This window comes from Streptomyces sp. TS71-3 (assembly GCF_018327685.1).
Lineage (GTDB): Bacteria > Actinomycetota > Actinomycetes > Streptomycetales > Streptomycetaceae > Streptomyces.
Genome location: NZ_BNEL01000001.1, coordinates 1,027,235 through 1,053,534, shown reverse-complemented (window position 1 = coordinate 1,053,534; position 26,300 = coordinate 1,027,235). Strand labels below are relative to the sequence as shown.

The 26,300-nt window shown below is 67.7% G+C and carries 20 protein-coding genes and 3 pseudogenes; 12 read left to right on the top strand and 11 right to left on the bottom strand.

Going from position 1 to position 26,300, the window contains the following annotated elements; all coding sequences use genetic code 11:
* Nucleotides 1-734 precede the first annotated feature (734 nt).
* The gene (locus Sm713_RS04465) at nt 735-3,956 is read left to right on the top strand and encodes a tetratricopeptide repeat protein (RefSeq protein WP_212908368.1); all 3,222 of its coding nucleotides are present in this window, start codon (nt 735-737) and stop codon (nt 3,954-3,956) included.
* A 433-nt stretch (nt 3,957-4,389) separates the two neighbouring features.
* Here the strand turns inward: Sm713_RS04465 and Sm713_RS04460 are convergent, their stop codons facing one another.
* A complete protein-coding gene (locus Sm713_RS04460) occupies nt 4,390-4,617 on the bottom strand; it encodes a hypothetical protein (protein ID WP_212908367.1) in 228 nt (75 codons plus the stop codon).
* On the bottom strand, nt 4,610-5,491 hold the full coding sequence (gene mca, locus Sm713_RS04455) for a mycothiol conjugate amidase Mca (RefSeq protein WP_212908366.1): 882 nt from the start codon (nt 5,489-5,491) through the stop codon (nt 4,610-4,612). Before mca ends, Sm713_RS04460 begins: the two co-directional genes overlap by 8 nt.
* A gap of 208 nt (nt 5,492-5,699) precedes the next feature.
* On the opposite strand from mca, the gene Sm713_RS04450 reads away from it, so the two are divergent.
* Both Sm713_RS04450 and greA read left to right on the top strand, forming a co-directional pair.
* Entirely contained in the window at nt 5,700-6,152 is a 453-nt protein-coding gene (locus tag Sm713_RS04450) for a DUF4307 domain-containing protein (protein WP_212908365.1), read from the top strand.
* A 355-nt stretch (nt 6,153-6,507) separates the two neighbouring features.
* Nucleotides 6,508-7,005, top strand: coding sequence for a transcription elongation factor GreA (gene greA / locus Sm713_RS04445; RefSeq protein ID WP_212908364.1), 498 nt, complete (start codon nt 6,508-6,510; stop codon nt 7,003-7,005).
* Between the two features lie 72 nt (nt 7,006-7,077).
* On the opposite strand, the pseudogene Sm713_RS04440 reads toward greA, so the two are convergent.
* The 6 genes and pseudogenes from Sm713_RS04440 to ilvA all read right to left on the bottom strand — a co-directional run.
* Nucleotides 7,078-7,808 (bottom strand): annotated as a pseudogene (locus Sm713_RS04440) (ABC transporter permease); the annotation flags it as partial.
* 188 nt (nt 7,809-7,996) lie between these two features.
* A pseudogene (locus Sm713_RS41595) lies at nt 7,997-9,322 on the bottom strand (transposase); the annotation flags it as partial.
* A gap of 136 nt (nt 9,323-9,458) precedes the next feature.
* A pseudogene (locus tag Sm713_RS40115) lies at nt 9,459-9,593 on the bottom strand (aminoglycoside phosphotransferase family protein); the annotation flags it as partial.
* A gap of 171 nt (nt 9,594-9,764) precedes the next feature.
* Nucleotides 9,765-10,622: an ABC transporter permease gene (locus Sm713_RS04430; protein WP_212908363.1), complete on the bottom strand. Its 858-nt coding sequence runs from the start codon at nt 10,620-10,622 to the stop codon at nt 9,765-9,767.
* Nucleotides 10,619-11,668, bottom strand: a complete 1,050-nt coding sequence (locus tag Sm713_RS04425; RefSeq protein WP_212908362.1) for an ATP-binding cassette domain-containing protein — start codon at nt 11,666-11,668, stop codon at nt 10,619-10,621. The genes Sm713_RS04430 and Sm713_RS04425 overlap by 4 nt, the downstream gene beginning before the upstream one ends.
* 210 nt (nt 11,669-11,878) lie before the next feature.
* Complete coding sequence (ilvA, locus tag Sm713_RS04420; RefSeq protein ID WP_212908361.1) at nt 11,879-13,108, bottom strand: threonine ammonia-lyase; 1,230 nt, start codon at nt 13,106-13,108, stop codon at nt 11,879-11,881.
* Between the two features lie 183 nt (nt 13,109-13,291).
* On the opposite strand from ilvA, the gene Sm713_RS04415 reads away from it, so the two are divergent.
* The 3 genes from Sm713_RS04415 to Sm713_RS04405 all read left to right on the top strand — a co-directional run bounded on the left by Sm713_RS04415 (nt 13,292) and on the right by Sm713_RS04405 (nt 15,101).
* Nucleotides 13,292-13,819, top strand: coding sequence for a MarR family winged helix-turn-helix transcriptional regulator (locus Sm713_RS04415; RefSeq protein ID WP_249416081.1), 528 nt, complete (start codon nt 13,292-13,294; stop codon nt 13,817-13,819).
* 363 nt (nt 13,820-14,182) lie between these two features.
* Nucleotides 14,183-14,761: a sigma factor-like helix-turn-helix DNA-binding protein gene (locus Sm713_RS04410; protein ID WP_249416080.1), complete on the top strand. Its 579-nt coding sequence runs from the start codon at nt 14,183-14,185 to the stop codon at nt 14,759-14,761.
* Nucleotides 14,762-14,849: 88 nt separating this feature from the next.
* Complete coding sequence (locus tag Sm713_RS04405) at nt 14,850-15,101, top strand: hypothetical protein (RefSeq protein WP_212908359.1); 252 nt, start codon at nt 14,850-14,852, stop codon at nt 15,099-15,101.
* Between the two features lie 266 nt (nt 15,102-15,367).
* On the opposite strand, the gene Sm713_RS04400 is transcribed toward Sm713_RS04405, so the two are convergent.
* A complete protein-coding gene (locus Sm713_RS04400; RefSeq protein ID WP_212908358.1) occupies nt 15,368-16,561 on the bottom strand; it encodes a cystathionine gamma-synthase in 1,194 nt (397 codons plus the stop codon).
* Nucleotides 16,562-16,688: 127 nt separating this feature from the next.
* Here Sm713_RS04400 and Sm713_RS04395 point away from each other — a divergent pair, with 127 nt between their 5' ends.
* The 5 genes from Sm713_RS04395 (at nt 16,689) to tcmP (ending at nt 21,619) form a co-directional block, all read left to right on the top strand.
* Nucleotides 16,689-17,810: a hypothetical protein gene (locus Sm713_RS04395; protein WP_212908357.1), complete on the top strand. Its 1,122-nt coding sequence runs from the start codon at nt 16,689-16,691 to the stop codon at nt 17,808-17,810.
* Between the two features lie 135 nt (nt 17,811-17,945).
* Entirely contained in the window at nt 17,946-18,656 is a 711-nt protein-coding gene (msrA, locus tag Sm713_RS04390; protein ID WP_212908356.1) for a peptide-methionine (S)-S-oxide reductase MsrA, read from the top strand.
* Nucleotides 18,657-18,781: 125 nt separating this feature from the next.
* Entirely contained in the window at nt 18,782-19,204 is a 423-nt protein-coding gene (locus Sm713_RS04385; RefSeq protein WP_212908355.1) for a hypothetical protein, read from the top strand.
* A 222-nt stretch (nt 19,205-19,426) separates the two neighbouring features.
* The gene (locus tag Sm713_RS04380) at nt 19,427-20,284 is read left to right on the top strand and encodes a DUF5131 family protein (RefSeq protein ID WP_374195957.1); all 858 of its coding nucleotides are present in this window, start codon (nt 19,427-19,429) and stop codon (nt 20,282-20,284) included.
* Between the two features lie 117 nt (nt 20,285-20,401).
* Complete coding sequence (gene tcmP, locus Sm713_RS04375; RefSeq protein ID WP_212908353.1) at nt 20,402-21,619, top strand: three-Cys-motif partner protein TcmP; 1,218 nt, start codon at nt 20,402-20,404, stop codon at nt 21,617-21,619.
* 126 nt (nt 21,620-21,745) lie between these two features.
* Here the strand turns inward: tcmP and Sm713_RS04370 are convergent, their stop codons facing one another.
* On the bottom strand, nt 21,746-23,653 hold the full coding sequence (locus Sm713_RS04370) for a hypothetical protein (RefSeq protein ID WP_212908352.1): 1,908 nt from the start codon (nt 23,651-23,653) through the stop codon (nt 21,746-21,748).
* Between the two features lie 188 nt (nt 23,654-23,841).
* Here Sm713_RS04370 and Sm713_RS04365 point away from each other — a divergent pair, with 188 nt between their 5' ends.
* Nucleotides 23,842-24,759, top strand: coding sequence for an aminoglycoside phosphotransferase family protein (locus Sm713_RS04365; RefSeq protein ID WP_212908351.1), 918 nt, complete (start codon nt 23,842-23,844; stop codon nt 24,757-24,759).
* Between the two features lie 13 nt (nt 24,760-24,772).
* On the opposite strand, the gene Sm713_RS04360 is transcribed toward Sm713_RS04365, so the two are convergent.
* Entirely contained in the window at nt 24,773-26,101 is a 1,329-nt protein-coding gene (locus Sm713_RS04360) for a sporulation protein (protein WP_249416079.1), read from the bottom strand.
* Nucleotides 26,102-26,300: the final 199 nt, after the last annotated feature.

The window sequence follows — 26,300 nt, the reverse complement described above, 5'->3', positions numbered from 1 at the left end:
GGCCGCGGGGGCGCCCGGGTCGGCCGGGGCCGCCTGCGGCGGGCCGTCGCCCCAGGTCATGCGCCCCTGCGGGGGCGCCACCGGCCTGGAGGGGGTGTTGCTCGCTCCTGTGGACCACCACCTGCCGGTGGGGGCGCGCCCCGATAGGGGCGCGGGGCTGTGTCGATGTGCGGCTCCGCCGCGTGGGCGCGACCAGCCACGACGAAACCGCCAGACCGCCACCGACCCGAAGAGGCAGTCTCGGCCGTATCCGGACCACCGGTGGATGGGTGGTTGCTCGCGCAGTTCCCCGCGCCCCTATCGGGGTCACGCGAGACGTACGGACACCCCCCGCCCCTGGAAGGGCACCTCCTGTCGTCTCGCGACCACCTGCCGGTGGTGGGCTGGTCGCGCAGTTCCCCGCGCCCCTGCCGGGGTGCGCCCGGAACATACGGACCCGAAGGGGCGCGGGGCTGCATCGATGTGCGGCTCCGCCGCGGCGGGCGCGACCAGCCACGACGAGGCCGCCAGACCGCCGCCAACCCGAAGGGGGCACCCCCTGCCGCCCGTGCCACCGGCAGGTGATCGCTGACGATCGCCGCAGCCGCCCGCGGGGCCCCCGGGACCGGGCCGGGGCCAGGACCACGTGAGCCCCGACAACGGCGTGCCCCCGGCAGGAACCGGCGGGGTCTCGCGCCGCGCGCCCTCACCCCCCACACTTGTCCGGTAGCTGAGACGGCCAAGGGGGGCACGACATGCGTGAGGGCCATCGGGCCGATGCTGAACGGTTGTTGGTACAAGCCGTGGACGAGGAGGCGCGCCGTTCGGGGGACCGCGTCGACCGGACCGTGCTGCTGAACCGGGCGCGCGCGGCGCTGGAGACGCTGGCCGCGCCGGCCGCCGAGGAGTACGCGGCCTACACCCGCGCACTCGATTCGGCGGAGGCGGGCCGGCTGACGTTCGGGCGCCGCTTCGCCCGGGAGAAGCCCGCGGCACCGCTCGCGGCCACCGCCGCGGCAGCGCTCGCCGCCTGCGTCGCCGACCTGGCCGCGGGCACGGGCACCGGCACCGCCCTCGGCGCCGGCGCCGCCGCCCTGGTGGTGGGCGCCGCGGCCACCGTCGTCAAGGTGACCGCGGCCCATCTGCCGGAGTCGAGCAAGCACGCGGCGGCCCGCAACCAGCCGGGCGGCGTGGAGCAACTGCGGTTGCAGTGGCTGACCGCCCTGGAGGTACGCGGCATCCGCCCGTTCCTCGACCAGCAGCGGATGCTGTCCGCCGCCTCCGGCACCGCGGGGCAGCCGGCGCCCCAGCGGCGCCGTACCGACAAGAGCGCGGCGGCCCGCCGGCGCACCGTGCTCCAGCAGTCGTTCGCGCAGCTCCCCGAGGCCCAGGGACCCTTCACGGGCCGCCGGCAGGAGATGACGCGGATCGCGCAGTGGGTGCACGCGGCGCGGGCCGCGCCCCAGACCCGTCCCGTGGTGGTGCTGCTGCACGGTGAGCCGGGCGCCGGGCGCACCACGCTGGCGGTGCGGGCGGCGGCCGCGTTGAAGGAGCAGTTCCGGGGCGCGTGCGTGGTGGACCTGCGCGGGGCCGGGCCCGACGAGCCGCCGCTGGCCACCCGGGACGCCCTGCTGCACCTGCTGAACCGGCTCGGTGCGCCCCGCGAGCAGCTGCTCTTCCGCGAGCGCGCCTCCGAGGAGCAGCGCCGGCAGCACGTACGGCGGCTGGCCGAGCTGTACCAGAAGCACCTGGCGGGCCTGCCGGTGGTGATCCTGCTCGACGACGCGAGCGACGCGGAGCAGGTGCGCACCCTGGTCCCCGAGCGCTCGGAGAGCCTGGTCCTGGTGACCTCCCGCGAGCCGCTCGCCCTCCCCGAGGACCTCCATGCCTGGGTGCACAGGATGCCCGTCACGCCGCTGGACGCGGCCGGCGCCGAGGAGCTGCTGAGGGCGTGGGCGGCCGACGAGCCGGGACCGTACGACGCCGACGCGGCCGAGCGCGTGCGCGAGCTGTGCGGCGGCCTGCCGCTGGCGCTGCGCGTCGTCGCCTCGTCGCTCGGCACCCGTTCCGCCCGCGATCTGGCGGTCTCGCTGGCGGACTACGGCCCGGTGGGGCCCGTCGAGCGTGCGCTGTGGCTACGGTACGCGGAGCAGCCGGAGAACGCCCGGCGGCTGCTGCGGCGGCTCGCGCTGGCGGGCCGCGCGTCGCTGGGCGCCGCGGCCGCCGCGGCGCTGCTGGCCACCGATGAGGCGGGCGCGGAGAAGGAGCTGACGGCGCTGGCCGCGGCGGGCCTGCTCGACCACGTCCGCGGCAGCCGCTACCGCCTGCACTCGACCGTGCGCGCGTTCGCCCGGGCCCGGCTCGCGGACGAGGAGGCCCCGGCCGACCGCACGGCCGCGCAGGAACGGCTGATCGTGAACTACGCCGAGCTGGCGGACTCGGTCATCCGGCTGGTGGAGGGCAAGACGTCCACCCGCGCGGACGCCGCGTTCCACGCGGAGGCGGTGGGCCCGCACGGCTTCACCTCGCTGGAGGCGGCGCTGCGCTGGCTGGACGACGAGACCAGCTTCATCACGGCGGCGCTGCGGCACGCGGAGGGCGTGAACGAGGCCGCGGTGCTGCACCTGCTGGGCGCGCTGTGCGACTACTGCCTGCTCCGCGGCGACCTGTACCGGCTCGGCGAGATCAGCGAGCTGACGCAGTCCGTGGACCAGGGCCTGCTGGGCCGCAGCGTGCAGTGGCGCACCGGCATCGCGGCCCGCCAGGTCGGCGAGCTGGACACCTCGCGCACCACGCTGTCGTCGGTGGTCGACCTGTACTTCGAGGCCCACCACGAGGCGGGCGCCGCCCGCGCGCTGGGCTCCCTCGGCATCACCCTGCACCACCAGGGCAACCTGGCCGGCGCCGAGGAGAAGCTGCGGGAGGCCCTGGCGCTCCAGGGGTCCGAGGCGCTGGCGGGTGACCGGGGCTGGACCCTGCACGCGCTGGGCGCCGTGCTGCGCGACCTCGCCCGGCCCCGCGAGGCGCTGGAGCTGCTCGACGAGGCGCTGGGGCTGCACCGGGCCAACGAGTCCGTGCAGGGCGAGGCGTGGGCGCACTTCCAGCTCGGGCAGACCTGCCTGCGGCTCGGTGAGGTACCGCGCGCCGAGGCGGAGCTGCGCACGGCCCTGGAGCTGTACGGGCGCACCCACGACCCGCGCGGGGAGGCGTGGGCGCTGACGCAGCTCGCCCGGGCCCGGCTCGTCGACGGCGACGGGCAGGCCGCGGCCGAGCAACTGCGCGGCGCGGCGTCCCGGCACCGGGACAACGAGGACGCGCGCGGTGCGGCCTGGAGCGCGTACTACCTGGGCCTGGCCCTGGAGGACACCGGCAGTCTGGATCAGGCGGTGCGCGAGCTGGAACGCGCCAGGACGGTGTTCTCGCGGATGCGCGATGTCTACGGGCTCGCCTGCGCCCGGCACCACTCGGCACGGGCCACGCGCGACCAGCGGGCGGCCCAGACCGGTTCGCTGCGCAACAGCGGCTTCGCCCGCCAGCTGCTCGTGGACGCGCGTGCCGACTTCAAGCGCATCGGGGTCGCGCACGGCGAGGCGTGGACCTGCCTGGAGCTGGCGGTGGTGGAGGCCGGCAACGCCCGCGCCCCGCAGGCGCTCGCACTCTGCGACCAGGCCACGGAGCTCTTCGCCTCGTACGGCGACCGGCGCGGCGGTGACTGGGCGCGCTTCCTGCGCTGCACGCTGTTGCCGTACGCCTCGCCGGGCGGGGTGGAGATCGGCACGGCCGTCGCTGAGGAGGAACTCGCCCAACTCGACCGCGCCGGACACGCCGCCCGCGACCCCCAGCTGGAGGACTGCATTCCGGCCTACGCACTGTTCCTCGAACGGGGCGTCGACCTGACGGCGGGCTGGCAGGCCTGGCGCCTGCGCATGGTCCCGGGCCGCAGCGCCCGGGACGTCATGGGCGTGACGGGCACCTGAACGCACGGGCCACCACGAAAGGGGCGCGGGGCTGTGTCCCGGGGGTACCTCCCACGCCCTTCAGGCAGTGCGGGAGGCTCCGCCGCGTGGGCGCGAGCAACCACCCGCGGCCCGGCCCGAACACGAGAGAAGCCACCCCCCGGGGAGGGGTGGGCGACCGCCAGGCCGCCCCGCTGAAGGGGCGCGGGGAACCGCGCGACCAACCACGATGGCGCGATGGCTGGAACTCAACGTAAACCGCACCTCGCGAAGGATGGCGACCGCCAGGTCGCCTCCCCGAAGGGGCGCGGGGAACTGCGCGACCAGCCACGCACCACCGGATGGCCCGAAGGCCACAGAAGCCACCCGACCCGGGGGGCAGGGGGCGACCGCCAGGTCGCCCCCAAAGGGGCTCACCCGAGCCGCAAGGCTCCCCGCCGGCGAACCCGCAGGGTCAGTCCCGCCCGGGGCGCGAGCCCCGGGGATCCTCTTCGGGGGCCTCCTTGAAGTCCACCTTCCCCATGTGCCGGCTCATGGACTTCATCAGACCCCACACGGCCAGGGCCATCACCGCGAACACGATGAAGCCGAGGACCCCGGGGGTCACCTTGTTCTCGTCGACCTCGGCAAGGGTCACGAGATGTGTTACGGCCACGCCTGCGCTTGCGCTCATATCAGGCATTGTCGCGGATGCCGGCGAACAGGTCGTCCTCGGGGAGGGAGGTATCGACGAGGGACTTCACGAGCTCGAACCCCTCGGTCGGCCACACCTCCTCCTGCACCTCCAGCGGAACCCGGAACCACCCGCCGTCGGGGTCGATCTGCGTCGCATGCGCGATGAGCGCCTTGTCGCGGATCTCGAAGAACTCCCCGCACGGAACGTTCGTGGTCACCGTCCGCTCGAGGCGGTCGTACTTGTCCCGCCGCTCCAGCCACTCCGTGTACGGCGACTCCAGCCCGCGCGCCAGCATCGCGTCGTGCAGGGCCTGCGTCCGGGCCCGGTTGAAACCCTGGTTGTAGTAGAGCTTCTGCGGCCGGTGGACGGGACCGAACTCCTCCTCCGGGTACTTCTCGGGGTCCGCGGCGCCGTCGAAGGCGACCACCGAGATCTTGTGGGTCATGATGTGGTCGGGGTGCGGGTAGCCGCCGTTCTCGTCGTACGTGGTGATCACCTGCGGGCGGAACGCGCGGATGTGTCCGACCAGCCGCCCCGCGGCCTTGTCGACGTCCTCCAGCGCGAAGCAGCCCTCGGGCAGCGGGGGCAGCGGGTCGCCCTCGGGCAGGCCGGAGTCCACGAAGCCCAGCCACTCCTGGCGGACGCCGAGGATCTCCCTGGCCTCGTCCATCTCCTTCTTGCGGACCTCGTGGATGTGCTCCTCGACGTATGCGTCGCCCTGGAGCTTCGGATTGAGGATGGAGCCGCGCTCGCCGCCCGTGCAGGTCACGACCAGCACGTCCACCCCCTCGGACACGTACTTGGCCATCGTGGCCGCGCCCTTGCTCGACTCGTCGTCGGGGTGGGCGTGCACGGCCATCAGTCGAAGCTGCTCAGTCAAGACTCGATCCTCGTTGATTAGTCGATTCGTCGTGATGCATGGGTTTCCCGGAGGATGTCCTGCGGGCGGCAGTGCGGAGAACTGTGCGCGGCACCCCGAGGGTCGTCGCCTCGGGGCGGTGGTCCGGTGACGGACACGCGCTTCTATAGTGACGGAATCGGGGGATGGATAATTCCGGAATCCCGTCTCTGGCCCTGGAGGACGATCAATGAGCACGGTCGGTGAGCAGCCGAAGAACGGCCGTCCGGCCCTCGGCTCCACCGGTGCGCGGGCCGTCGGGGTGCCCCCGGGCAGGTACAGCGCGGCCGGCGACCGGCGTGCGGACCGCCGGCTGCGGACCGTTGGCGCGGTGCTGGGTGTGGTCCTGCTGGGCGTGGTCGGCTGGGCCGGCTACGACTACATCGCCGGGCAGAAGATCAGCGCCCAGCTCGTCACGTTCCAGGTCGTCTCGGACAGTGCCGTGCAGGTGCACCTGGAGGTGCACAAGGACGCGGGCGCCAAGGGCTACTGCACGCTGCGTTCGCGCTCCGCGGACGGCGCCGAGGTCGGCCGCGCCGATTTCCGCTTCGACGAGCACACGGGCCGCCTCGACAAGGTCGTCACGCTGCGTACCACGGCCCGCGGCACCGACGCGGAACTGCTCGGCTGCCACACCGGCTGACCGGCCCGCCCCTCCCGTATCCTGCACCACACGCACCCCGCACGCGGGGCGCATGCCCGGAGAACCGGGCTCGGTTTCACCCGGCGTTCACGCCCGCTTACAGCATCGGACCCGCCCGCTGGTTTACGCGGGCCCCCGACATGGGCAGCACTGGTACACCTCCGTTCACCCGAGGGCCACGACCGGGCCAACTGCTCCCGAACCGCATGTGAGCTGGGTTAACGGTATTCTGATGTGTTATGTCCTCCCTCTTCGCCGAGGGAATTGTTACGCTCGTGGTTTCGCCCACCCGCCGAGGAACAAGCTTCATGGGTAGGGCGATGCTTTGTATTCCCAGTACCTACGAGGAGCACCTGTGACCCAGACCAGCGAGAACGTCACCTGGCTTACCCAGGAGGCGTACAACCAGCTCAAGGCGGAGCTGGAGTACCTGTCTGGTCCCGCGCGCACCGAGATCGCGAAGAAGATCGAGGCGGCGCGCGAGGAGGGCGATCTGCGCGAGAACGGCGGGTACCACGCAGCCAAGGAGGAGCAGGGCAAGCAGGAACTCCGCGTCCGCCAGCTGACTCAGCTTCTGGAGAATGCCCAGGTCGGCGAGGCCCCTGCTGACAACGGCGTGGTAAAGCCCGGCATGGTCGTCACCATCGCCTTCGACGGCGACGAGGACGACACCCTGACCTTCCTGATGGCGTCACGCGAGTACGCGAGCGCCGACATCGAGACCTACTCGCCCCAGTCCCCGCTGGGCACGGGCGTGAACGGCAAGAAGGTCGGCGAGGACGCCGAGTACGAGCTGCCGAACGGCAAGATGGCCTCCGTAAAGATCATTTCCGCCAAGCCGTACCAGGGCTGAGCACCGCCCCGGACCCGACGAAGCCCCCGGCGACCTCACACGGGGGCTTCGTCATGGTCAGGGCGCCCGACCTCACGCCGTGGCGTTGCGGTACTTGCGCACCGCCAGAGTGCGGAAGACGGCGATGATCAGTACCGACCAGATCAGCGACGCCCACACGGGGTGCTGCATCGGCCAAGCCGAGGAGTCGACCACTCCGAGATTGCCGAAGAGCTTCCTCGCGGCCTGCACGATGGCGCTGAAGGGGTTCCACTCCGCGATGTGCCGCAGCCAGGGCGTCATGTTGTCGGTGGGCACGAACGCGTTGGAGACGAAGGTCACCGGGAAGAGCCAGACCAGGCCGCCCGAGGTCGCCGCCTCCGGGGTGCGCACCGACAGGCCGATCAGCGCACCGATCCAGGTGAATGCATAGCCCAGGAGGAGCAGCAGGCCGAAGGCGCCCAGCACCTCGCCGATGTTCGTGTGCGTGCGCCAGCCCACCAGCAGGGCCACTATCGCCAGCACCAGCAGCGTCAGCGCGGTCTGCACGAGGTCCGCGAGGGTACGGCCGGTGAGCACCGCACCCCTTGACATGGGCAGCGAACGGAAGCGGTCGATGAGGCCCTTGTGCATGTCGTCCGCTATGCCGGCGCCGGCTCCGGCGGTGGCGAACGTCACGGTCTGCGCGAAGATCCCGGACATCAGGAACTCCCGGTAGACCCCGGCGTTGGTCGTCCCGCCGATGCTCATCGAGCCGCCGAAGACGTAGCTGAACAGCACACGAACATGATCGGCTGGATGAGGCCGAAGATGACCACTTCGGGGAAGGGTGTACGTGGATGTGGTTCTGGTTACAGCAGCCCACGTCACCCTCACAGGCCAGCGTCTCCATCTCCAGTGCGGCAAATTTCGGATCAATGCTGCCCGTGACCTCCATGGGCGGGAGGACCATGAGCGGAGGCACAGGGACCCCGCCAGCGCCCTTCAGCGCCTCCATGGCAGCCTGCCAAGCCCCAGAGGTACGCCATGCCTCCGCGCGCCGCCTCACAGCGCTCCACGAGCTCCCAGAAACCTCCACATCGCTCCACCGTGCAGCAGTCCGGAGCTTCCACAAGATCGCGTCGAAGATCTCCCGCTTCGGCGTCCAGCTCTGGCGAGAGTCGGGAAGGACGGCATCAACCGCCCTCCACCCCTCTTCGCTGATCTTGAGAGGCACCAGCGTGCCTGTCTCCCTGTGCCACTCCGTGAGGGGGTCGGCGATCCCCTTTCGGCGCGGCTGTCCCTTGCCGGTCACCTGTACACGTACATCCAGCAGGTCGAGCAGGTCCCGACGCTGCGCGACGGTGAAGGAGTCCATCGTGGTTGCCTGTCCCGCCACCAGGGCAACGATCTCGTCCGCCCGCTGTTGCTGCTCTTCGGCCTCCCGAAGCCAGCGAGCCAGACGCTCATGCTCAGTGATCAGTTCGTCCTCCTTCGCTTGGAGGGCCTGCTTCACCTCTCGAATCGTGTCCTCGTCGATCTCGTCTCCTGCACCCTCACCCAGCTCGTCTTCGAAGAGCTGGGTGAGCTTTGCGAGGAGTCGTCCCTTGCGGCTGGCCCTCTTCTTCTCAATCTGGGCATCCAACTCAGCGAGGCGTTTCCGGTACGTCTCAGCTCGCTCCGGAATCGCCCCCAACCACTTTTCCGCAAGCGTCCTGAACTTGCCCACGTGGGAGAGCAGGGCCTCAATCGCAGCCCAGACGGCCTTTTCGACGTCGGGTGCGGGGAGTTCCGCACAGTCACAGTTCAGGCCCAGCCGCTTTCCCATGCACCGGTAGTAGCCGATGGGGGATTCGGCGGACTTTCCACCTGTGTAGTAACCGCCGCACAGTGCGTGCAGGCGACCCGTGAACAGGTAGTGGTTGAGGTTATTCTTCTGGAATGACCGCCTGTTGAGGGATTTTCGAAGAGCTTCCACCAGCTTCGGATCACTGATCGGCCGAGGAACCTCGATCCGGAAGACCTCAAAGGTCTCCTGTTCGTCATCCTCGGTGGTGCGCTCAATGCGGAACTCCACGTATCCGTCAAGTGCGGTGGAGTCGAGGCGCTTGGCAAGGTTCGCACCAGTCCAGGTCAGACCCTTACGAGTGCGGGAGCCGAGGTTGTTCAGGTGCTCAGCGGCTTCATCTCGCGAGTAGCCGAGGTCCACAATCAAACCTGCCACGGTATTGATCACGTGTACTTCGTCCTCACAGAGGACCGGAACAGCCTCGCTTCCCTTACCGCTGAGTGTCACACCGTACGGAGGGTGCCCAAGAGGCCAACCGCCAGCAGCCAGCTTCTGGTCCCGGCCGCCCATGGTGCGCTCAAGGATCAACGTATGTTCGAGTTCTGCCATGTAGGAAATCAGGCTCAACATGATTCCGAACAGTTCGTCATCACTGTCAGAGGGCGAGTCAGACTCATCAGCAGAACCACCAGTCACATGATCACTGCCAGTCGTACAGATCGCGCCCGTACGCGGCTACAAAGTCGGCGTACTGCTCATCGGTCTGCCAGCCAAGGCTGTGATGCTCCACAGCCGTAACCATGAGATCCCACTCAGGGTGGTCGAAGCAGAAGGCAACGTAGAAATGGACTAGCCTCGAACTTTCGTGACGGTCCACCGACGGAGTCGGTGGACCGTCACGAAAGTTCGAGGCTAACGACTGGCCGCCAACCCCATTACGGGCATCATCGATGCTGTTCGACGATGGAGTCGGCAGTCGAAGGCACGCAGGATGCGCAGCAAAGAAGCGTGATCAACCAGCCGCCCGGCGATACTTGCGGACTGCCAGCGTTCGGAACACCACGAGTATCAGCACGGACCACAGCACCGACGCCCAGACCGGGTGTTGCATGGGCCAGGCATCCGGGGTCTTGAAGCCGGGGGGCAGGTTGCCGAACAGCTCACGGCTGGCCTGGACCGTGGTGCTGAACGGGTTCCACTCGGCGATGTGCCGGAAGAACGTCGGCAGGTTGTTGGAGTCCACGAAGGCGTTCGAGATGAACGTCAGCGGGAAGAGCCAGATCAGCCCGCCGGAGGTCGCGGCCTCCGGGGTCCGCACGGACAGCCCGATCAGGGCCCCGATCCACGAGAAGGCATAGCCGAGCAGGAGCAGCAGGCCGAAGCCCGCGAGCACCTTGCCGAAGTTGTCGTGCGTGCGCCAGCCGATGAGGAGTGCGACGAGGGCGAGCACAACCAGGGTGAGCGCGGTCTGCACCAGGTCGGCCAGGGTGCGGCCGGTGAGGACCGCTCCGCGTGCCATCGGCAGCGAGCGGAACCGGTCGATCAGGCCCTTGTGCATGTCGTCGGCAATCCCCGCGCCCGCGCCAGCCGTCGCGAAGGTGACGGTTTGAGCGAAGATCCCCGCCATCAGGAACTCGCGGTAGTCCTGCTGAGAGAGCGAGCCGCCGACCTGGATCGAACCGCCGAAGACGTAGGTGAAGAGCACCACGAACATGATGGGCTGGATAAGCCCAAAAAGGAGTATCTCAGGAATCCGGCGCATTCGAATCATATTCCGCCGCGCAAGAACCAAGGAGTCCCTGACGGACTGGCCGATACCGCCGGCTCCCACGGGTGCCCCGGCTGCCGGGGTCTCGGTCACGGCGGTCACTTCACGGCCTCCTTGTTGGGGTTCTTCTCGGTCTTCCTGCCGCGGGCGCCGCTTCCCTTGCCTCGGCCGGCGCCCTCGGCCCCGTCCTTCGCGCCCTCCTCGGCCTCCTCGGCGGCGTGTCCCGTCAGGGAGATGAAGACGTCGTCGAGGGTGGGCCTGCGCAGGCCGATGTCGTCGATCTCGATGCCGCGGGTGTCCAGCTCGCGGATGATCTCGGCGAGTAGCTTGGCGCCGCCGGTGACGGGGACGGTGATCTTGCGGGTGTGCTCCTCGACCGTGGTGGCGCCCTTGCCGAAGCTCTCCATCAGCTCGGCGGCGGTCGTGATGTGCTCGCGCTCGTGCACCACGACCTCGACGCGCTCGCCGCCGGTCTGGGCCTTGAGCTGGTCGGAGGTGCCGCGGGCGATGACACGGCCGTGGTCGACCACGGCGATGTCGTGCGCGAGGCGGTCGGCCTCCTCCAGGTACTGGGTGGTGAGCAGCAGGGTGGTGCCGCCGGAGACCAGCTCCTGTATGACCTCCCACAGGCCCTGGCGGTTGCGCGGGTCGAGGCCGGTGGTCGGCTCGTCCATGAACATCACCGGCGGGGAGACCACGAGCGCCGCCGCGAGGTCGAGCCGGCGGCGCATACCGCCGGAGTAGGTCTTGGCGGTGCGGTCCGCGGCGTCCACGAGATTGAACCGCTCCAGCAGCTCGACCGCGCGCGCCTTGGCCGCCTTCGAGCGCATCTGGTACAGCTCGCCCACCATCTGGAGGTTCTCGCGGCCCGTCAGGTACTCGTCGACGGCGGCGAACTGGCCGGACAGGCCGATGGAGCGCCGCACCTCGTTGGGATTCTTCAGGACGTCGATACCGGCCACGATCGCCTTGCCGCTGTCCGGCCGGAGCAGCGTCGTCAGGCAGCGCACCGCCGTGGTCTTGCCCGCACCGTTCGGCCCGAGCAGGCCCAGCACGGTGCCTTCGGGGACATCGAGATCGACGCCGTCCAGAGCCCTTACGTCGCCGAAGGTCTTGACCAGACCTTCTGCGTAGATGGCGCCTGGCATGGGTTTTCTCCAAAGTTCGGGTCGCCCGGCGGGCGACTTCCAACGGAAAGCTCGGCTTCCCGCCGGCGCCGCCACGGACGCGGAGCAGGCAGGAAAAGGGGCCAGGAGGGCCCACGGGGGGCGGGTCCACACACCATAACGCGATACATCGCGTTTCTCAACGGGTTTCGCGACTCCCGGCACCGCCGGCCTCCGCCGGTCGGCCCGCCCTCAGGCCGTGATCACGTAACCCGCGTCCCGCAGCGCGGTGCGGACCTCCGCGCAGTGCGCAGGGCCCTTCGTCTCCAGGTGCAGTTCGACCTCCACCTCCGTGAGCCCGAGCCGTGGATCGGTCCGTACATGGCTCACGTCCAACACGTTCGCATCCACCACTGACAACACCCCGAGAAGCGTCGCCAGGGCCCCGGGCCGGTCCGTCAGCCGCAGCCGCACCGCGAGGTAGCGCCCCGCCGCCGCCATGCCGTGCCGCAGGATCCGCTGCATCAGCAGCGGGTCGACGTTGCCGCCGGACAGCACCGCGACGACCGGCCCCTCGAAGGACTCCGGATCGCTCAGCAGCGCGCCCACAGGGCTCGCGCCGGCCGGCTCGACGACCATCTTGGCCCGCTCCAGGCAGTGCAGCAGGCCCCGGGACAGCTCATCCTCGGTGACGGTGCGCACCTCGTCGACCAGTTTTCTGACCAGCCGGAACGGCACGTCGCCGGGCCGCCCCACCTTGATGCCGTCCGCCATCGTCGCCTGCGGCTCTATCGCCACCGGCCGGCCCGCCGACAGCGAGGGCGGATACGCCGCCGCGCCCGCCGCCTGGACTCCGATCACCCGCACGTCGGGCCGCAGCGACTTCACGGCGACCGCGATGCCCGCCGCGAGCCCGCCGCCGCCCACGCCCACCACGATGGTGCGCACCTCCGGGCACTGCTCCAGGATCTCCAGGCCCACGGTGCCCTGGCCGGCGACGATGTCGGGGTGGTCGAAGGGGTGGATGAACACCGCGCCCGTCTCGGTGGCGTACTCCTGGGCGGCGGCCAGCGTCTCGTCGACGACCTGCCCGTGCAGCCGGACCTCCGCGCCGTACTCGCGCGTCGCGGCCACCTTCGGCAGCGGCGCGCCCACCGGCATGAAGACGGTGGAACGCACGCCGAGCAGGTACGACGCGTGGGCCACCCCCTGGGCGTGGTTGCCCGCGCTCGCCGCCACCACGCCCGCGGCACGCTGCTCCGGCAGCAGGCCGGCGATCCGCACGTAGGCACCGCGGAGCTTGAACGATCCCGTGCGCTGGAGGTTCTCGCACTTGAAGTGGACAGGGGCACCCACCAGGCGGGACAGGTGCCTGCTGCCTTCCATCGGAGTCACCCGTGCCACACCGGTGAGCATCTTCTGGGCGCCACGCACGTCGTCCAGAGTCACCGACGGCACGGAATCGGTTGTGCCATAGCTCATGACCGCCAGTCTTGCAGTTGGCCGCGCACCGGCTCGGGCGGCACGGCCGCGGGGCCGCATGGCGCACCCGGGTGCCGTCCCGACGTGCGGCGTCGCCGGGTTTGCGCGCCACCGGTACGACCCGGGCCACGGCCGCGTACCCTGTCCCCACCCACACGTTCTCCATGAAGTGAGCCCCCGGCCATGCCCACAACACCGGAAATGTCGATGGACATGACGACCGCCGGAGACACCGGCCTTCTCGACGCCCTTCAGCACCAGGTGGCCGTCTTCGCGCGCCGCGCGGAACAGACCCGGCTCGGCGGGGTCGGGCAGGTCCGCAACTCCATGGACCGCGCCGCCTACCTGCTGCTCAACCGGCTCGACAACGAGGGCCCGATGGGCGTCAAGGCGCTCGCGGCGAGCATGGGCATCGACTCCTCGACGGTCACCCGGCAGGTGGCGCCCCTCGTCGACACCGGCCTGGTCAAGCGCACGTCGCATCCGGAGGACGGTCGCGCGGTCGTCCTGGAGCTGTCACCGCGCGGGCACGCGCGCCTCGACGAGGTCCGCTCCTCGCGCCGGGAACTGATGGCGCAGCTCACCGACGGCTGGGACGCTGAGGAGCGCGAGCAGTTCTGCACGCTGCTCACCCGTTTCAACACCGCCCTTTCCGCCCGCCAGGCGGCCGCGCAGGGCACACCGCCGGCCGAGGGCGCCGCGGCTACCTGAGCGTCCCGGCTGGGGGCCGGTGCGGTTTCGCCCTTTCGGTCGGTGCGGTTCCGTCCTGGGGGCCGGTACGGTTCGGTCCTGGCGGGGCCCGTGTGCTTCCACCCTGGCGGGGCCCGGCTGCCCACGCCGCACCACGTGCGGCTCCGTGCCATGTGCCCCCACCGATCCGCGGGCCGCTGCGTGCCGCGTACGGCCTCCGCCGAGCGCACACCCTCGTCCGCATGCCGCCGGACTCTTGACCTGGACGCGCGCGTGGCCTGATATGAGACCCAGAATCCGTTTCCCCTGAGATCGCGGTTTTCCGTGCCGCACGGTCCACCCCGGACCGTGCGTCGGACGGGAGGCAGGGTGCACCAAGGGCACGTGTCGCGAGACACCCGTCGGGCCCGGGAGTTCGAGTCGTTCGTCGCGGGCGCGGCAGGGCGGCTGCTGCATGCCGCCACCCTGCTCACCGCGGAGCCCCCGGACGACAACCCACGCGCGCGTCGCCTGCTCGTCTCCGTCCTCGCGCACACCTACGCCACCTGGGACGGGCTGCGCGGCGAGGACCCCTACGAGCGCGCCAGACAGCAGCTCGCCGTGCGCTTCGCCCGCGGCGTCTGGCACCACCGCAGGACCGCTCCCCGCCCGGACGCCGACTCGCCCAGCGGGTGGTCCGGTCCGCTCCGGACCTGGGCGGCCCAGGCCTGGGCGGGGCCCTGGCGCGGCCGTCCGGAGCGCACCGGGGCCGAGCGGTCCGAGGGAGTACTGCACGGGCTCACTCCCCAGGAGCGTCTCGTGCTCGTCCTGCGGATGTACGAGGGCGTGGCGGAGGAGCAGACCGCGGCGCTGCTCGGGCTCTCCACGGAGCGCGTGTACTCGATCTGCGCGCGGGCCATGTCGAACCTGCTGCATCCGCCGTCCGAACGCCCGGCGTCACTGCCGAAGGTGGTGCCGTCATGACGGCCCGGCCGGCGGACGGGCCGGTCCGGTACGACGTGACCGACCACCTGCCCTGGTCCAACGCCGGCACCGTCCCCGGAGGCGCCCCGTGACCCGTTTCGCCCGCAGGGAGGCGGCCGTCCGGGAGATCCTGGAGAGCACGCCGCCCGTCGTACCGCCCGACCTCTACGCGGACGCCCTGGCGCGCGGCAGCCGGATGCTGCGCCGCAGGGCAGCCGCCCGCCGGGTGCTGTGGGTGCTGCTGGGCGCGGCTGTGGTGGCCTTCACCGTGTGGGCGCTGACGGTACGGCCCTGGGACCAGCCGCCCTCGGACACGACGCCGCCGGTCACCGGGTGGTGAACCCACCGGCTCGACGGGCGCTTCGGACGGCCGCCGCCCCGCGCCGCCGGCGAGGCGTCGCGGACTCCATGCCTGGTCAGAGCCTCGGAAGGGCCGGCCAGGACGGCTCGCAGGAGCCTACCGGAGCCGACCAGGACCCTGGCCCGGGGCCTTGACCGGGCCAGGGTCCTGGCGCAATTCGTACCTGCCGTCCGTGCTTGCCGTTCCTGCCTGCCGTTCCTGCCTGCCGCGGCGCGGGCCGTGGCTGGCCAGGGCCTGCTTAAGGACTAACCCAGGGCCTGCTTCAGGTCGCTGATCAGGTCGTCGGCGGACTCGATGCCCACGGAGAGGCGTACCAGGTCCGCGGGGACCTCCAGGGCCGAGCCGGCGGCGGAGGCGTGCGTCATCCGCCCGGGGTGCTCGATCAGCGACTCGACGCCGCCCAGGGACTCCCCCAGGGTGAACACCTCGGCCCTGTTGCAGACCTCGACGGCCGCCTCCTCGCCGCCGTCCACCTGGAACGACACCATGCCGCCGAAGGCCTTCATCTGCTTGGCCGCGGTCTCGTGCCCGGGGTGGTCCGCGAGCCCCGGATAGAGCACCTTGGTGACGCGCGCGTGCCTGCCGAGCATCTCCGCGATGCGGGTGGCGTTCTCGCTGTGGCGGTCCATCCGCACGGCGAGGGTCTTGATGCCGCGCAGCACCAGCCAGGAGTCGAAGGGCCCGGCGATGGCGCCCATGGAGTTCTGGTGGAAGGCGAGTTCGTCACCGAGCGCGTCGTCGTCCACGACGAGGGCGCCGCCGACGACGTCCGAGTGGCCGCCCATGTACTTGGTCGTGGAGTGCACCACGATGTCCGCCCCGAGCGCGAGCGGCTGCTGGAGGTAGGGGCTGGCGAAGGTGTTGTCGACGACGAGGCGCGCGCCCGCCGAGCGGGCCACGGCGGCGACGGCGGCGATGTCTGTGATGCCGAGCAGGGGGTTCGAGGGCGTCTCCACCCAGACGATCCTGGTCTGGGGAGTGATCGCCGCGCGGACCGCCGCCGGGTCGGAGGTGTCGGCGACGGACCAGGTCACGCCCCACCGGCTGACGACCTTGGAGAACAGCCGGAACGTCCCGCCGTAGGCGTCGGCCGGGATCACGACGTGGTCGCCGGGGCTGAGGAGCGTCCTCAGCAGGCAGTCCTCGGCGGCGAGGCCGGAGGCGAAGGCGAGCCCGCGGCGGCCGCCCTCCAGAGCGGCGAGGTTCTCCTCCAGGGCGGCCCTGGTCGGGTTGCCGCTGCGGCTGTACTCGTAGCCGCCGCGCAGGCCGCCCACGCCGTCCTGCTTGTACGTCGAGACCTGGTGGATCGGGGGCACCACCGCGCCGGTCACGGGGTCGGGGGTGTTGCCGGCGTGGATCGCCACGGTCTCGAAGCCGTGCCCGTGCCGGCGGCCGGTGGGGCTGGGGTGCGTCGTGGAACTGCTGTGCGCGTCGTTCATGGGCCCGAGCGTAATGCCGCCGGAGGCCGCTCGTCGGCGCCGACGAGCGGAGAGGTGTGACGGGTTGGCCGGAGCGGCCGGCCGCAGTGGTTGGCCAATTGTCGGACCCGTCTGGTTCGCTTGGTGCATGGAGATTCTCTGGGTCCTGGTGGCGGCGGTCATCCTCGGGGCTGTCACCAGCTCCTTTCTGCGGCGCAGGGGCGGCGGTATCCGGCTCACCCATCCCGGCGATCCGGATGCGGCCGACCCGGCGAACTACGGCTTCGTCCGCCAGGAGAACCTGGACGTCCGCGTCCCGGGACCCGACGAGGACCTGATGAACGTCCTGGACCTGGTGCAGCGCACCCAGGACTGGCGCCCGGCGGGCCAGCTGCTGGCCGGCACGGCAAAGGCGGACGAGGCCCGCTGGCAGCGGGTGCAGGCGTTCGCGGGTGCCGCGTCGCTGGAGCTCCAGCAGCGCCCGGGCGGGGTGAGCGAGACCCCCGGGGGGCAGTGGCTGCGGGTGTGGCGGGCCGAGGCGCCCAAGGACGCGGGCGGTGCGGCGGTGCACGCGGAGTTCCTGGTCCAGCAGGCCTGGCGCTCGTCGACCGCGGGGACGGACGAGCACCGCATCATCCTGGAGGAGGCCAGAGCGGCGTGCGGGGAGGCGGCGCTGCTCGCGCCGGGCGACCCCGTCCCGTACATCATCGAGCTGTCCATCGCGCGTGGACTCGCGTATCCCCGCGAGGAGTTCGAGCAGCTCTGGCTGAAGATCCTGGACCGCGCGCCCACCCACATGGGGGCGCACCTGGCGGCGCTGCACTACTGGTGCGAGAAGTGGCACGGCTCGCGCGAGCTCGCGCACGCGTTCGCGGAGGCCGCCGCCGCGCGGGCGCCCCAGGGCTCGCTGCTCGCCGCGCTGCCGCTGTTCGCGGTCTACGAGCACCTCCCCGAGGTCAACCTGGTCCGCGAGTTCTACCGGAGCGAGGTGGTCACCAAGGCGGTGGAGGGCGCCCTCTACGCGGTGCACTCCGCCCTGCCGGACGACCCGATGCTCGCCCACGTCCGCCACATGCTCCTGTTCTTCCTGGTCCGCGCCGAGCGCTGGTCGGAGGCCATGCACCAGCTCGTCCTGGTGGACGGCCACGTGGGCGCCCTCCCCTGGACCCTCTCCGGGGACCCCGCGGCGGACTACGCGATCTACCGCGCCCTGGCGGTGGCGGGATACGAGGCGAACGGCGGGAGTCCGGCGACGCTGCGGCAGGGGTGAGGCACCCCGGGGAACCGGCCGTAACGCACAGGAAACGGCACAGGAAGCGGACCGGGAAGCGGACCGGGAAGCGGACCGGGAATCCACGGCGCCGACGGGACGTTCCCTTACATGCCCACCTCTGTAGGAGACAAGATGATCTTCGGTCGAACCCCCGTCCTCCCCGCCCCCGGCGAGGCCCTGCGCGGCCGCCCGGAGCTGTCGTTCCAGGTTCCCGAGCGCCACACCGTCCTCGGCAACCCCCTCCTGGGCCCCTACCCCGAGGGTCTGGAGATCGCCGACTTCGGCCTGGGCTGCTTCTGGGGTGCGGAACGCATCTTCTGGCAGACGGAAGGCGTGTGGACCACCCTGGTCGGCTACCAGGGTGGCGAGACGCAGAACCCCACGTACGAGGAGGTCTGCTCCGGTCTGACGGGCCACACGGAAGCGGTACGCGTGGTCTACGACCCGCGGAAGGTCTCGTACGCCACCCTCCTGAAGGTGTTCTGGGAGGCACACGACCCCACCCAGGGCTTCCGCCAGGGCAACGACGTGGGTACGCAGTACCGCTCGGCGATCTACACCCACACCCCCGAGCAGGCAGCCGCGGCGGAGGCGTCCCGCGATGCCTACCAGAAGGTCCTCACGTCGGCCGGCCACGGCACCATCACCACGGAACTCCTCCCGTCGGAGGGCCGCACCTTCTACCCGGCCGAGGCGTACCACCAGCAGTACCTGGACAAGAACCCGGCGGGCTACTGCGGCATCGGCGGGACGGGCGTCAACCTAAGTGACCCTACGGCGACGAACTGGGGGGCGGCCTGCGCGATCGGGATCGCCCCGGCTCCTACGCCCGAAGCCAACTAACCCGATTCCGTACAGGGAGCGTCCAACCACAGCGTGTCATCGAAAGTGAGCCGTTCAGCACTGGGTTCCAGACACGCTGACCTCTTGGAGCATGAAGCGTCGTTCGCCTCGGGACGTATCCCGGCATGGCGACTTCGAGAACCAAGAGCAAGGCGTTGGGCGGTCTCGGTCAGTGGTGGGGGGTGCTTGTCGGCGCCCTCCTGATCGCTGCGTGGATCAACAGGGCAGCCGGACCGGCGGGGGTGATCGCCCTCTCGGCTGCTCTGCTGATCTGGTGCCTGTTCCAGGCCCCCGTCACATGTGGCGCAGAGGTACGCATCAGAGGCGGACTGGACGGGTGCCGCAACAACGCCCACGGACTCCTCCTCGGCTGCCACATCCGACAGCACCGCTTCCAGAAACTCCGGATGCTGATCCTCCGCCGCCAGGTCCGCGCCTTCTGCTCCGGCCTGTTCTCCGACGGCAAGGCCACCATCGTCACCCTCGCCGGCATAGGCAGCTTCATCTCAGCCCTGGTCGCACTGGTACCAGGTGCAGCGATCAAGTGACAGCAACGAGCGCCGCGGACTCGGCGGGACGGAGGTCAAGCCAAGTCGGCGTTGGACGGTCTCGGTCAGTGGGGCATTCTGGTGCCCTCCTACTTGCTGCCTGGATCAACAGGGCAGCCGGTCCAGCGGTGTTGATTGGCCCGGTGCCGCTTTCAGGCACCCTCCCGTGCGCCGCCAAGGTGTGACACTCCCTGACGCCTCCTAGGGGCTGAAGAGGCCTGAATGATGAAGAGGTCCGGTGGTTGGAGGGCGGTGTCTGTTCCCGCACGAGGTCGTTGTGTCGTCGCATACGGTTGCGTGCAGTCCGTGTGGTGCGAGAAGGGGAGGCAACCGGTGAGCGATCGCAGCAGCATCGAGTGGACCGAAGCCACATGGAACCCCACAACCGGATGTGACCGGGTCTCCCCTGGGTGCGACAACTGCTACGCCCTAGCACTGTCCAAGCGGCTCAAGGCAATGGGCTCGGACAAGTACCAGAAAGACGGAGACCCTCGGACATCTGGCCCGGGGTTCGGCGTCGCTCTACACCCAGACGTCCTCCAAGTCCCCTACCAGTGGCGCAGTCCTCGAACGGTCTTCGTCAACTCCATGTCTGACCTTTTCCACGCCCGTGTACCTCTTGAGTACGTGCGACGCGTGTTCCACGTCATCGCCGACACCCCTCAACACACGTACCAGGTGCTAACCAAGAGGGCCCGGCGCCTGCGCCAGGTTGCGGACAGCCTGGAGTGGCCAACCAACTTGTGGATGGGTGTATCGGTCGAGACGGTCCAAGAGCTGCCGCGAATCGATGACCTACGCCAAGTGCCAGCCGCAGTCCGCTTCTTGTCTTGTGAGCCACTACTCGGCCCGCTAGATGACTTGCGTCTGGACGGGATCCACTGGGTCATCGCTGGCGGCGAGTCCGGGCCCCGCCACCGACCGATGGATGAGGCTTGGGCAACATCAATTCGCGATGCATGCCAGGACAGCGATGTGGCGTTCTTCTTCAAGCAGTGGGGAGGACGTACTCCCAAAGCCAACGGTCGCCTCCTCCAAGGCCGCACATGGGACGAACTGCCCACGCCTGTCACGGCCTGAGGGCTACCCAGCAGCAGGACAAGTCAGCTAAGTAATCGCATCAAGGTGGATGCGCTTGCTCGCGATCCGGCCCAAAATGTCAAATGCAACTGCATCCAAGACAGAGGGGGCGGAATCTTGGTCGAGCCAGAGCACGTAGAGGACGAAGAACTCCTACTCAGTGGCGAAGAAGCCGGCGAGGAAGTCACTGACGCCACACGTCAGTTCTTCGTGAGCAAGAAGGCCGCCGCCCTCTTGAAACACGAAATCCTTCAGCGGTACGTCAAGCCGTTCGTGGCGAAGGTGGGTAGGTGGGCGCCAGGCGGCCGCGTCGTCTACCTGGACGGCTACGCTGGCCCTGGCCGCTACGAAGACGGAACGCCCGGGTCACCGGCTCTGATTCTGGACTCAGCGGCCGACGTGGCCAGCATCCGTCAGCTCGACTGCTACTTCATCGAGCGTCGTCCTGCAGACTTCAAACGCCTCGACCAGCTCGTCGCGGAAGCCCGTGAACGCGGCCTGACTGCAGAAGCGCTCAAGGGCAAGGTCGAGAAGCACTTAGGTTACGTCTTGGAGCAAGCGAAAGGATCACCACTGCTTGCGTTCATCGACCCCTTCGGCCTGGGACTCAGCTTCGATGCGTTAACCACTCAGCTGTTCGGGTCGCGTGAACCAGCCGGAGCCACCGGTCGCGATGCAACCGAGGTGCTGCTGAACTTCAACGCCAACGCAGTGCGCCGAATTGGCGGGCTACTGGTAAGCACCAAGACACCAAAGGGGAAGCAGGCGACGCTGGAGGCGATGGACGCTGCCTGTGGAGGGGACTGGTGGCGTGGCGAGTACCAGAACTCAGAAGACAACCGGGAGGCAGTCGAACGTATAGCAAACGGATTCGCGAAACGAGTCGGTGCCGCCGTGAGGGCACACTCATGGACTATCCCGGTGCGCAATCGTGAGCATCACCAACCGGCCTATCATCTGGTACTTTTCAGTCGCCACACAGATGGACTTTGGCTCTTCGGCGAGGCAATCAGCCACGCTCAAGCGCAGTGGCGCCGTGAAATTCTCCCACCGCCTGCTGACGGGATGCTCTTCAATGAGGAAGACATTTTTGAGCAAGAAGAAAACCAACGAGAACGCGGCTGGGTCGAAGAGATCAAGAAGAACATTCTCGGCTTGCTGCAGGAGCACGCTGCCGTAAGCGTGAATCGCTACCATGCCGAGATCATGGGACTTGCCCTTGGTGAAGCACGGCAGATGCACATACGGGCTGCCATCAAAGGGTTGCATCGAGAGGGCAAGACCTCATGCACCGGTAAGGGGAACATACCAAGCATGCGTATCACTCGCCCGTGAGCCCACAGGCAGGTCACATAGGCTGCAATACCCCGGGTACTGCAACCCGCAGGCGAAAGCGACTATGCTCGATCGCAGGCGCCGGGGCCCCCTCGTATTTCCCATGACATGCAATGCAGCCACCCCTCAGCTTCCACGCTTGAGCCGGCCACGGATCGCCAGAATGCCAAGTCCTAGCAGAACCGGCTCGGAGAATCGTGAGGCCATCTCGATATACGTACCAGTCGTCGTTAGATCTTGATCGCTGGAGTGGAACACCACTGAATTGAGCGTCACGTTAAGCGCTCTCTCGAATCGCTTGCTGGTAAAACGGTCACCGATGGGATTTCTCGGGTCCTCCTTGTCGATCTCGAAAGTTACCTTCCCACCGCCGGGCGGTACAGTCCCTGCAGCTTCCTGTTTCGGGGAATCTTGAGGAAGGCCGAATCCCATCATCAGTAGTATCGTAAGGATCATTGAGATAATGAGCCATCCGAAGGCGCGCGAGGCACGGATGCCATAGCCCGACAACAGCCAATAGAACTGCAGGAGCCACCGCTCGCCCTTTCCCCAGCTTTGATTATGGCGGCGCATTTCCATCTCGCCATAATAGAAATCGTTCGCCCCTGGCTCGTCCTTCGCGTCCTCGCGCCCTTTGCGAAGTTGCCGGTAGGTAGTCATCAGTGCGGCAACTCCAGGAACATCACGCGGATTGTCCGGTGGATCCCCCCATCCGCTTCTCAGCACTAGTGGATGGCTACGAAGTGCGCGCCACTGTCGTTCCTCTTCGATGATCTTACGCTTCGCCCAAGTAAATGGAGTAATACCGACGCGCCCACTTGGTGGAGTTCCGAAATTCCACTCCCCTTCGAGCCGGAGCTGATCAAGATTAAAAGCTCCGGCGAAACGACACGGCGTGAGATCGATGTCTACAAGCGTCAAGTTCCCCGCATTTACACTGCCCATATCCAGCAGTTTCACGTTTGGGTCTTCATGCGGAATCACGAACTCATCCATAGGGTCGCCAAATATATCTACGAAGTTGCGATTGAAGGCAACGAGGCTTGTGGGACCTGCAAGGATTGCACCGGTCATGCGCACCATGGCATAGCGAAGCAGCAGCGTGCCCCCTACCTCGAATCTCGCTCCCCAGAAGTCCACTCGGCGTGCGCAAGCCTGGATTATAACAGCAGATCGAAAAATAGTACGTATAAAATTTACACCCTTATAAAAAAGACATGAGCCCTGCACCAAACCCGACAGGTCTGCCTTGTCGAAAGTCACGTCATCTCGGAAGGATGCACGTTCCCATATCAAGTCGTGGGCGATTCGCAACCCCTCAAACTCCACGAACCCAGAGAACTCGGAGTCCGATACGTTAAAATACCCGGAAGTTTCTGTATAGAAAAACTGAACCCCATCAGAGAATGATGAATTACGAAAAGAAATATCTCCAACGACTTGCATATTAGATAGGTAAGCGGGCCCAGATACCTTGACTTCGTAACACTCCACATTGCCACTTACCTGACATCCCCTAAGCAGGAAAGACCCATCTATATCACATCGCGCGACCCTAACCTGTTCACCAACTTTCGAACCCTCAAGGTTTAGACTTCCCCCTATCTTAGCTCGATAGAAGTCGACCCCCTGGGGCGCCTCAATGAAGTTTGCATCGAGCCCTCCCGATACCTGGACTCCTTCAAAATCCAGATATTTAGAAACTTTCAATCCATAGAGATCTACCTCTTTAGAAAATCGCGAATAACAAAGATCAACACCGCCCTCGATTTCGGCCCTCCTGAGCGATAGATAGCCAAATTGAGGAACGTCGTCCTGTCCCGTGACAGCTCCTTTAATTTGGTCCAGGGTACCCTTGGCGAGTTGAGTGCGAGCTAGATGAATCTCCGCCTCCGGCCCAAGTCGCGACAACCATCCTCCCAACTCCCCCTCAGAAAGATGGGTTACACACTTATCCTCACCATAGCCCGCTTGGTCCGCCTCGCAATTCATCACAGTACAGGCCGGCCATCCCGCAACGATTGGCAATCTCATGGACCTGATTCTGCCTCACCTTTAGCGGATCTGGAGTGGCTTTGCCTCGGCGCGTGGTTGTGTGTCAGGCACCCTCGCCGATGGCAGCGATTGCTGGGTAGCGTCTACGTCGTGTCCGGCGTGCGTCGGGTTTGGTCACCCGTAGACGTGCGCTGGTTGGTCGCGCGACTAGGGGAGCTGGTGCGGGCATGGCGGCTGACGCTGCTCGAGCGCAAGCGGGGTTCACGTCGGCGAGGGCTGCGCGGGTGCTGGCCGCCGCGTGCCGAACTGCGGGACTCGATGCCGGAGAGGCAGAGCTGATCCGTCTGGGGGAGAACGCTCTATTCAGGTTGCGTTCGGCGCAGGTGATCGTGCGCGTCGCTCGGTCGGTCGAGTATCTGTCCTCGGTGCGTCGAGAGGTCGCCGTCTCACGGTGGCTGGCGCGGGAGGGGTTCCCGGCGGCTCGCGTCGTTGACGATCTTGAGCAGCCGTTTGTGATCGATGGTCATCCGGTGACCTTCTGGCACTTGATCGTTGAAGAGGGCCGGGGAGCTACGTACGGGGAGTTGGGTGCAGTCCTTCGTGACCTTCATGCGCTGGCGCTTCCGGAGGGTCTGGAGCTGCCTCGGTACGACGCATTCGGGCGTGCTGATCTGAGGCTTGAGCGTGCTGTGGGGATACCGAGTGACGATCTTCAGTTCTTGCGTAAGCGGAGGCAGGAGCTGAAGGAGAAGCTGGAGGAGTTGCGGTTCGAGTCGCCGCTTGGGCCGGTGCACGGCGACGCCCACACCGACAACCTGATGGTGGGGCGCGATGGAGTCGTGTATCTGATCGACTTCGAGAACTTCTGTGTTGATCACCCTGAGTGGGATCTTGAGGTGGCTGCGCACGAGTACGACCGGCTCGGGTGGGTGACGGACGAGCATTACGCCGACTTCGTGGGGGCCTACGGGCGGGACCTGAGGGACTGGTCAGGGTTCCAAACGCTGTGTGCCATTCAGGAGTTCAAGATGACGACCTGGCTCATGCAGAACGTGGCCGAGGGGGAGGACGTGGCTGCGGAGTTCGGCCGGCGGATGGTGTCGCTGCGTGATGAGCGTGCGCCGCGTCGGTGGCTTCCGTACTGACCGGATTGGTCGTCTACTCCTCCAAGCTGGACAGAGCCTCGGTGACTTGACGATTGAAGTCAGCCACGATCGGCATTCCGGCGTTACCGCCGATTTTCTGCTGGAAGTCGGTCACGTAGCGTACAAAGCGAGTCGATTGTAGTGACTCGCCTTTCTCGACTGCCTGAGTTGCCGCGCCAATCGCACTCTCCAGTTCACCGTTCAAGAGATAGCTTTCGGCGAGTACCATGCGGCAGAAGCCGAGTGTACGTGCATATTGCGGGTCGGTTCTGGCTACGGCTTCTTCGGCGAAGTGAAGTGATTCGGCGGGTCGCCTGAGGTCGCGGAAGCAGTGCGAGAACTCGCCGATGAGTTCTTCCTCATCGAAATAGGAAAGCCACTCCGGGCCATCAGGTGTGGCCTTCTCTAGGTGGCGTTCTGCCTCATTCATGGCGCGTTCCGCGCCGGAGCGATCGCCGACGCTGGACAGAGCGCGGGCTTCGTGGATCGTGTACATGGCCTTGGCACGTGGCGTGGCGCTGTCCTTGGCTCCTTCGACGGCGGACCGGGCTAGTTGCAGGGCGCGTGATGTCTGTCCCAGGTAGTTTGCCTGGTGGCTGAGATTGGCCAGGATGGACGCGCCGAACATACGGTCCCCGGTGACCTGGGTGAGGCGTAGGGCGTGAAGTAGGTAGCGGTTCGCTAGACCGTGATTTCCAATGTCGTACGCCATCCAACCCAGCACTTCGGCGGTCTCCGCGGCTACGGTGAAGAGAGCTTGGCCGACCTTCGCTGTGTAACTGGCGTTGAGTAGAGGTAGCACTTCTTCGCGGAAGTAGTGCCGTAAGGCCTTGTGGCCGTGGCCGCCGCCGTACAGGAAATCCAGTCGCATGAACATCTCGGTGGCGGTGCGAATCGCGCGTACATCGCGCATGCCGACATGCTGAGAGGCTGGGCGGTCTGCCTGAACCTCATTCGTCCGCGTCACCATCCATGACAGGACGGCGGAACTGAGATCCGCGTCCGGGATGACTAGTTTGCTGCTCGTCGTGGCCTCGGTTTGTTCCTCGGTAAGGACGCTCAGCGCGGACAACGCTTCGGGTAAGGAGGCGGCATAGGCCACTGGTTGGGGCGTGCGTGACTCCGGCTCGCCGAACAGGCCTAGATCACCTGGCGTGATACGACGTTTCAGTTTCGAGCTGAAGATCTCCGCCATGATCAAGGCTGCCTGCGGCCGGATGCCGCTCCCGTCGCGCCAGCGCTGTACGGCGACGTGGGTTGTCTTCAAGTCTTCGCCGCGTTGCTGAGCGAGATCACGCATGCGCTTGGCCAGGCCCTTGTTCGAGAACGCGGCCTCGTCCATGAGGGAGATCAACGGTTCGTTCGGCTCTCGGCTCATGCTCCCTGCCCATCCGAGAATGACGGCGAGTGTCCATGGTGTCACAGCTTTTGAACCCGGGGGTTCACTGGTGAACCCCCTTGCCCTCGCTGGTGTTCATGTGAACCCCCTTGTGAACGCTCCCGCCTTGACCTCCTGCGTCGTTCACTGGTCGCCGCAGATC

Bases quoted from the DNA above. Each gene is read 5' to 3' on its own strand.
- Sm713_RS04465 (WP_212908368.1), top strand. From the start codon at position 735: ATGCGTGAGGGCCATCGGGCCGATGCTGAACGGTTGTTGGTACAAGCC.
- Sm713_RS04460 (WP_212908367.1), bottom strand. From the start codon at position 4,617: ATGCCTGATATGAGCGCAAGCGCAGGCGTGGCCGTAACACATCTCGTG.
- Sm713_RS04450 (WP_212908365.1), top strand. From the start codon at position 5,700: ATGAGCACGGTCGGTGAGCAGCCGAAGAACGGCCGTCCGGCCCTCGGC.
- Sm713_RS04425 (WP_212908362.1), bottom strand. From the start codon at position 11,668: ATGCCAGGCGCCATCTACGCAGAAGGTCTGGTCAAGACCTTCGGCGAC.
- ilvA (WP_212908361.1), bottom strand. From the start codon at position 13,108: ATGAGCTATGGCACAACCGATTCCGTGCCGTCGGTGACTCTGGACGAC.
- Sm713_RS04415 (WP_249416081.1), top strand. From the start codon at position 13,292: ATGCCCACAACACCGGAAATGTCGATGGACATGACGACCGCCGGAGAC.
- Sm713_RS04400 (WP_212908358.1), bottom strand. From the start codon at position 16,561: ATGAACGACGCGCACAGCAGTTCCACGACGCACCCCAGCCCCACCGGC.
- Sm713_RS04395 (WP_212908357.1), top strand. From the start codon at position 16,689: ATGGAGATTCTCTGGGTCCTGGTGGCGGCGGTCATCCTCGGGGCTGTC.
- msrA (WP_212908356.1), top strand. From the start codon at position 17,946: ATGATCTTCGGTCGAACCCCCGTCCTCCCCGCCCCCGGCGAGGCCCTG.
- Sm713_RS04385 (WP_212908355.1), top strand. From the start codon at position 18,782: ATGGCGACTTCGAGAACCAAGAGCAAGGCGTTGGGCGGTCTCGGTCAG.
- Sm713_RS04380 (WP_374195957.1), top strand. From the start codon at position 19,427: ATGATGAAGAGGTCCGGTGGTTGGAGGGCGGTGTCTGTTCCCGCACGA.
- Sm713_RS04370 (WP_212908352.1), bottom strand. From the start codon at position 23,653: ATGAGATTGCCAATCGTTGCGGGATGGCCGGCCTGTACTGTGATGAAT.
- Sm713_RS04365 (WP_212908351.1), top strand. From the start codon at position 23,842: ATGGCGGCTGACGCTGCTCGAGCGCAAGCGGGGTTCACGTCGGCGAGG.
- Sm713_RS04360 (WP_249416079.1), bottom strand. From the start codon at position 26,101: ATGGACGAGGCCGCGTTCTCGAACAAGGGCCTGGCCAAGCGCATGCGT.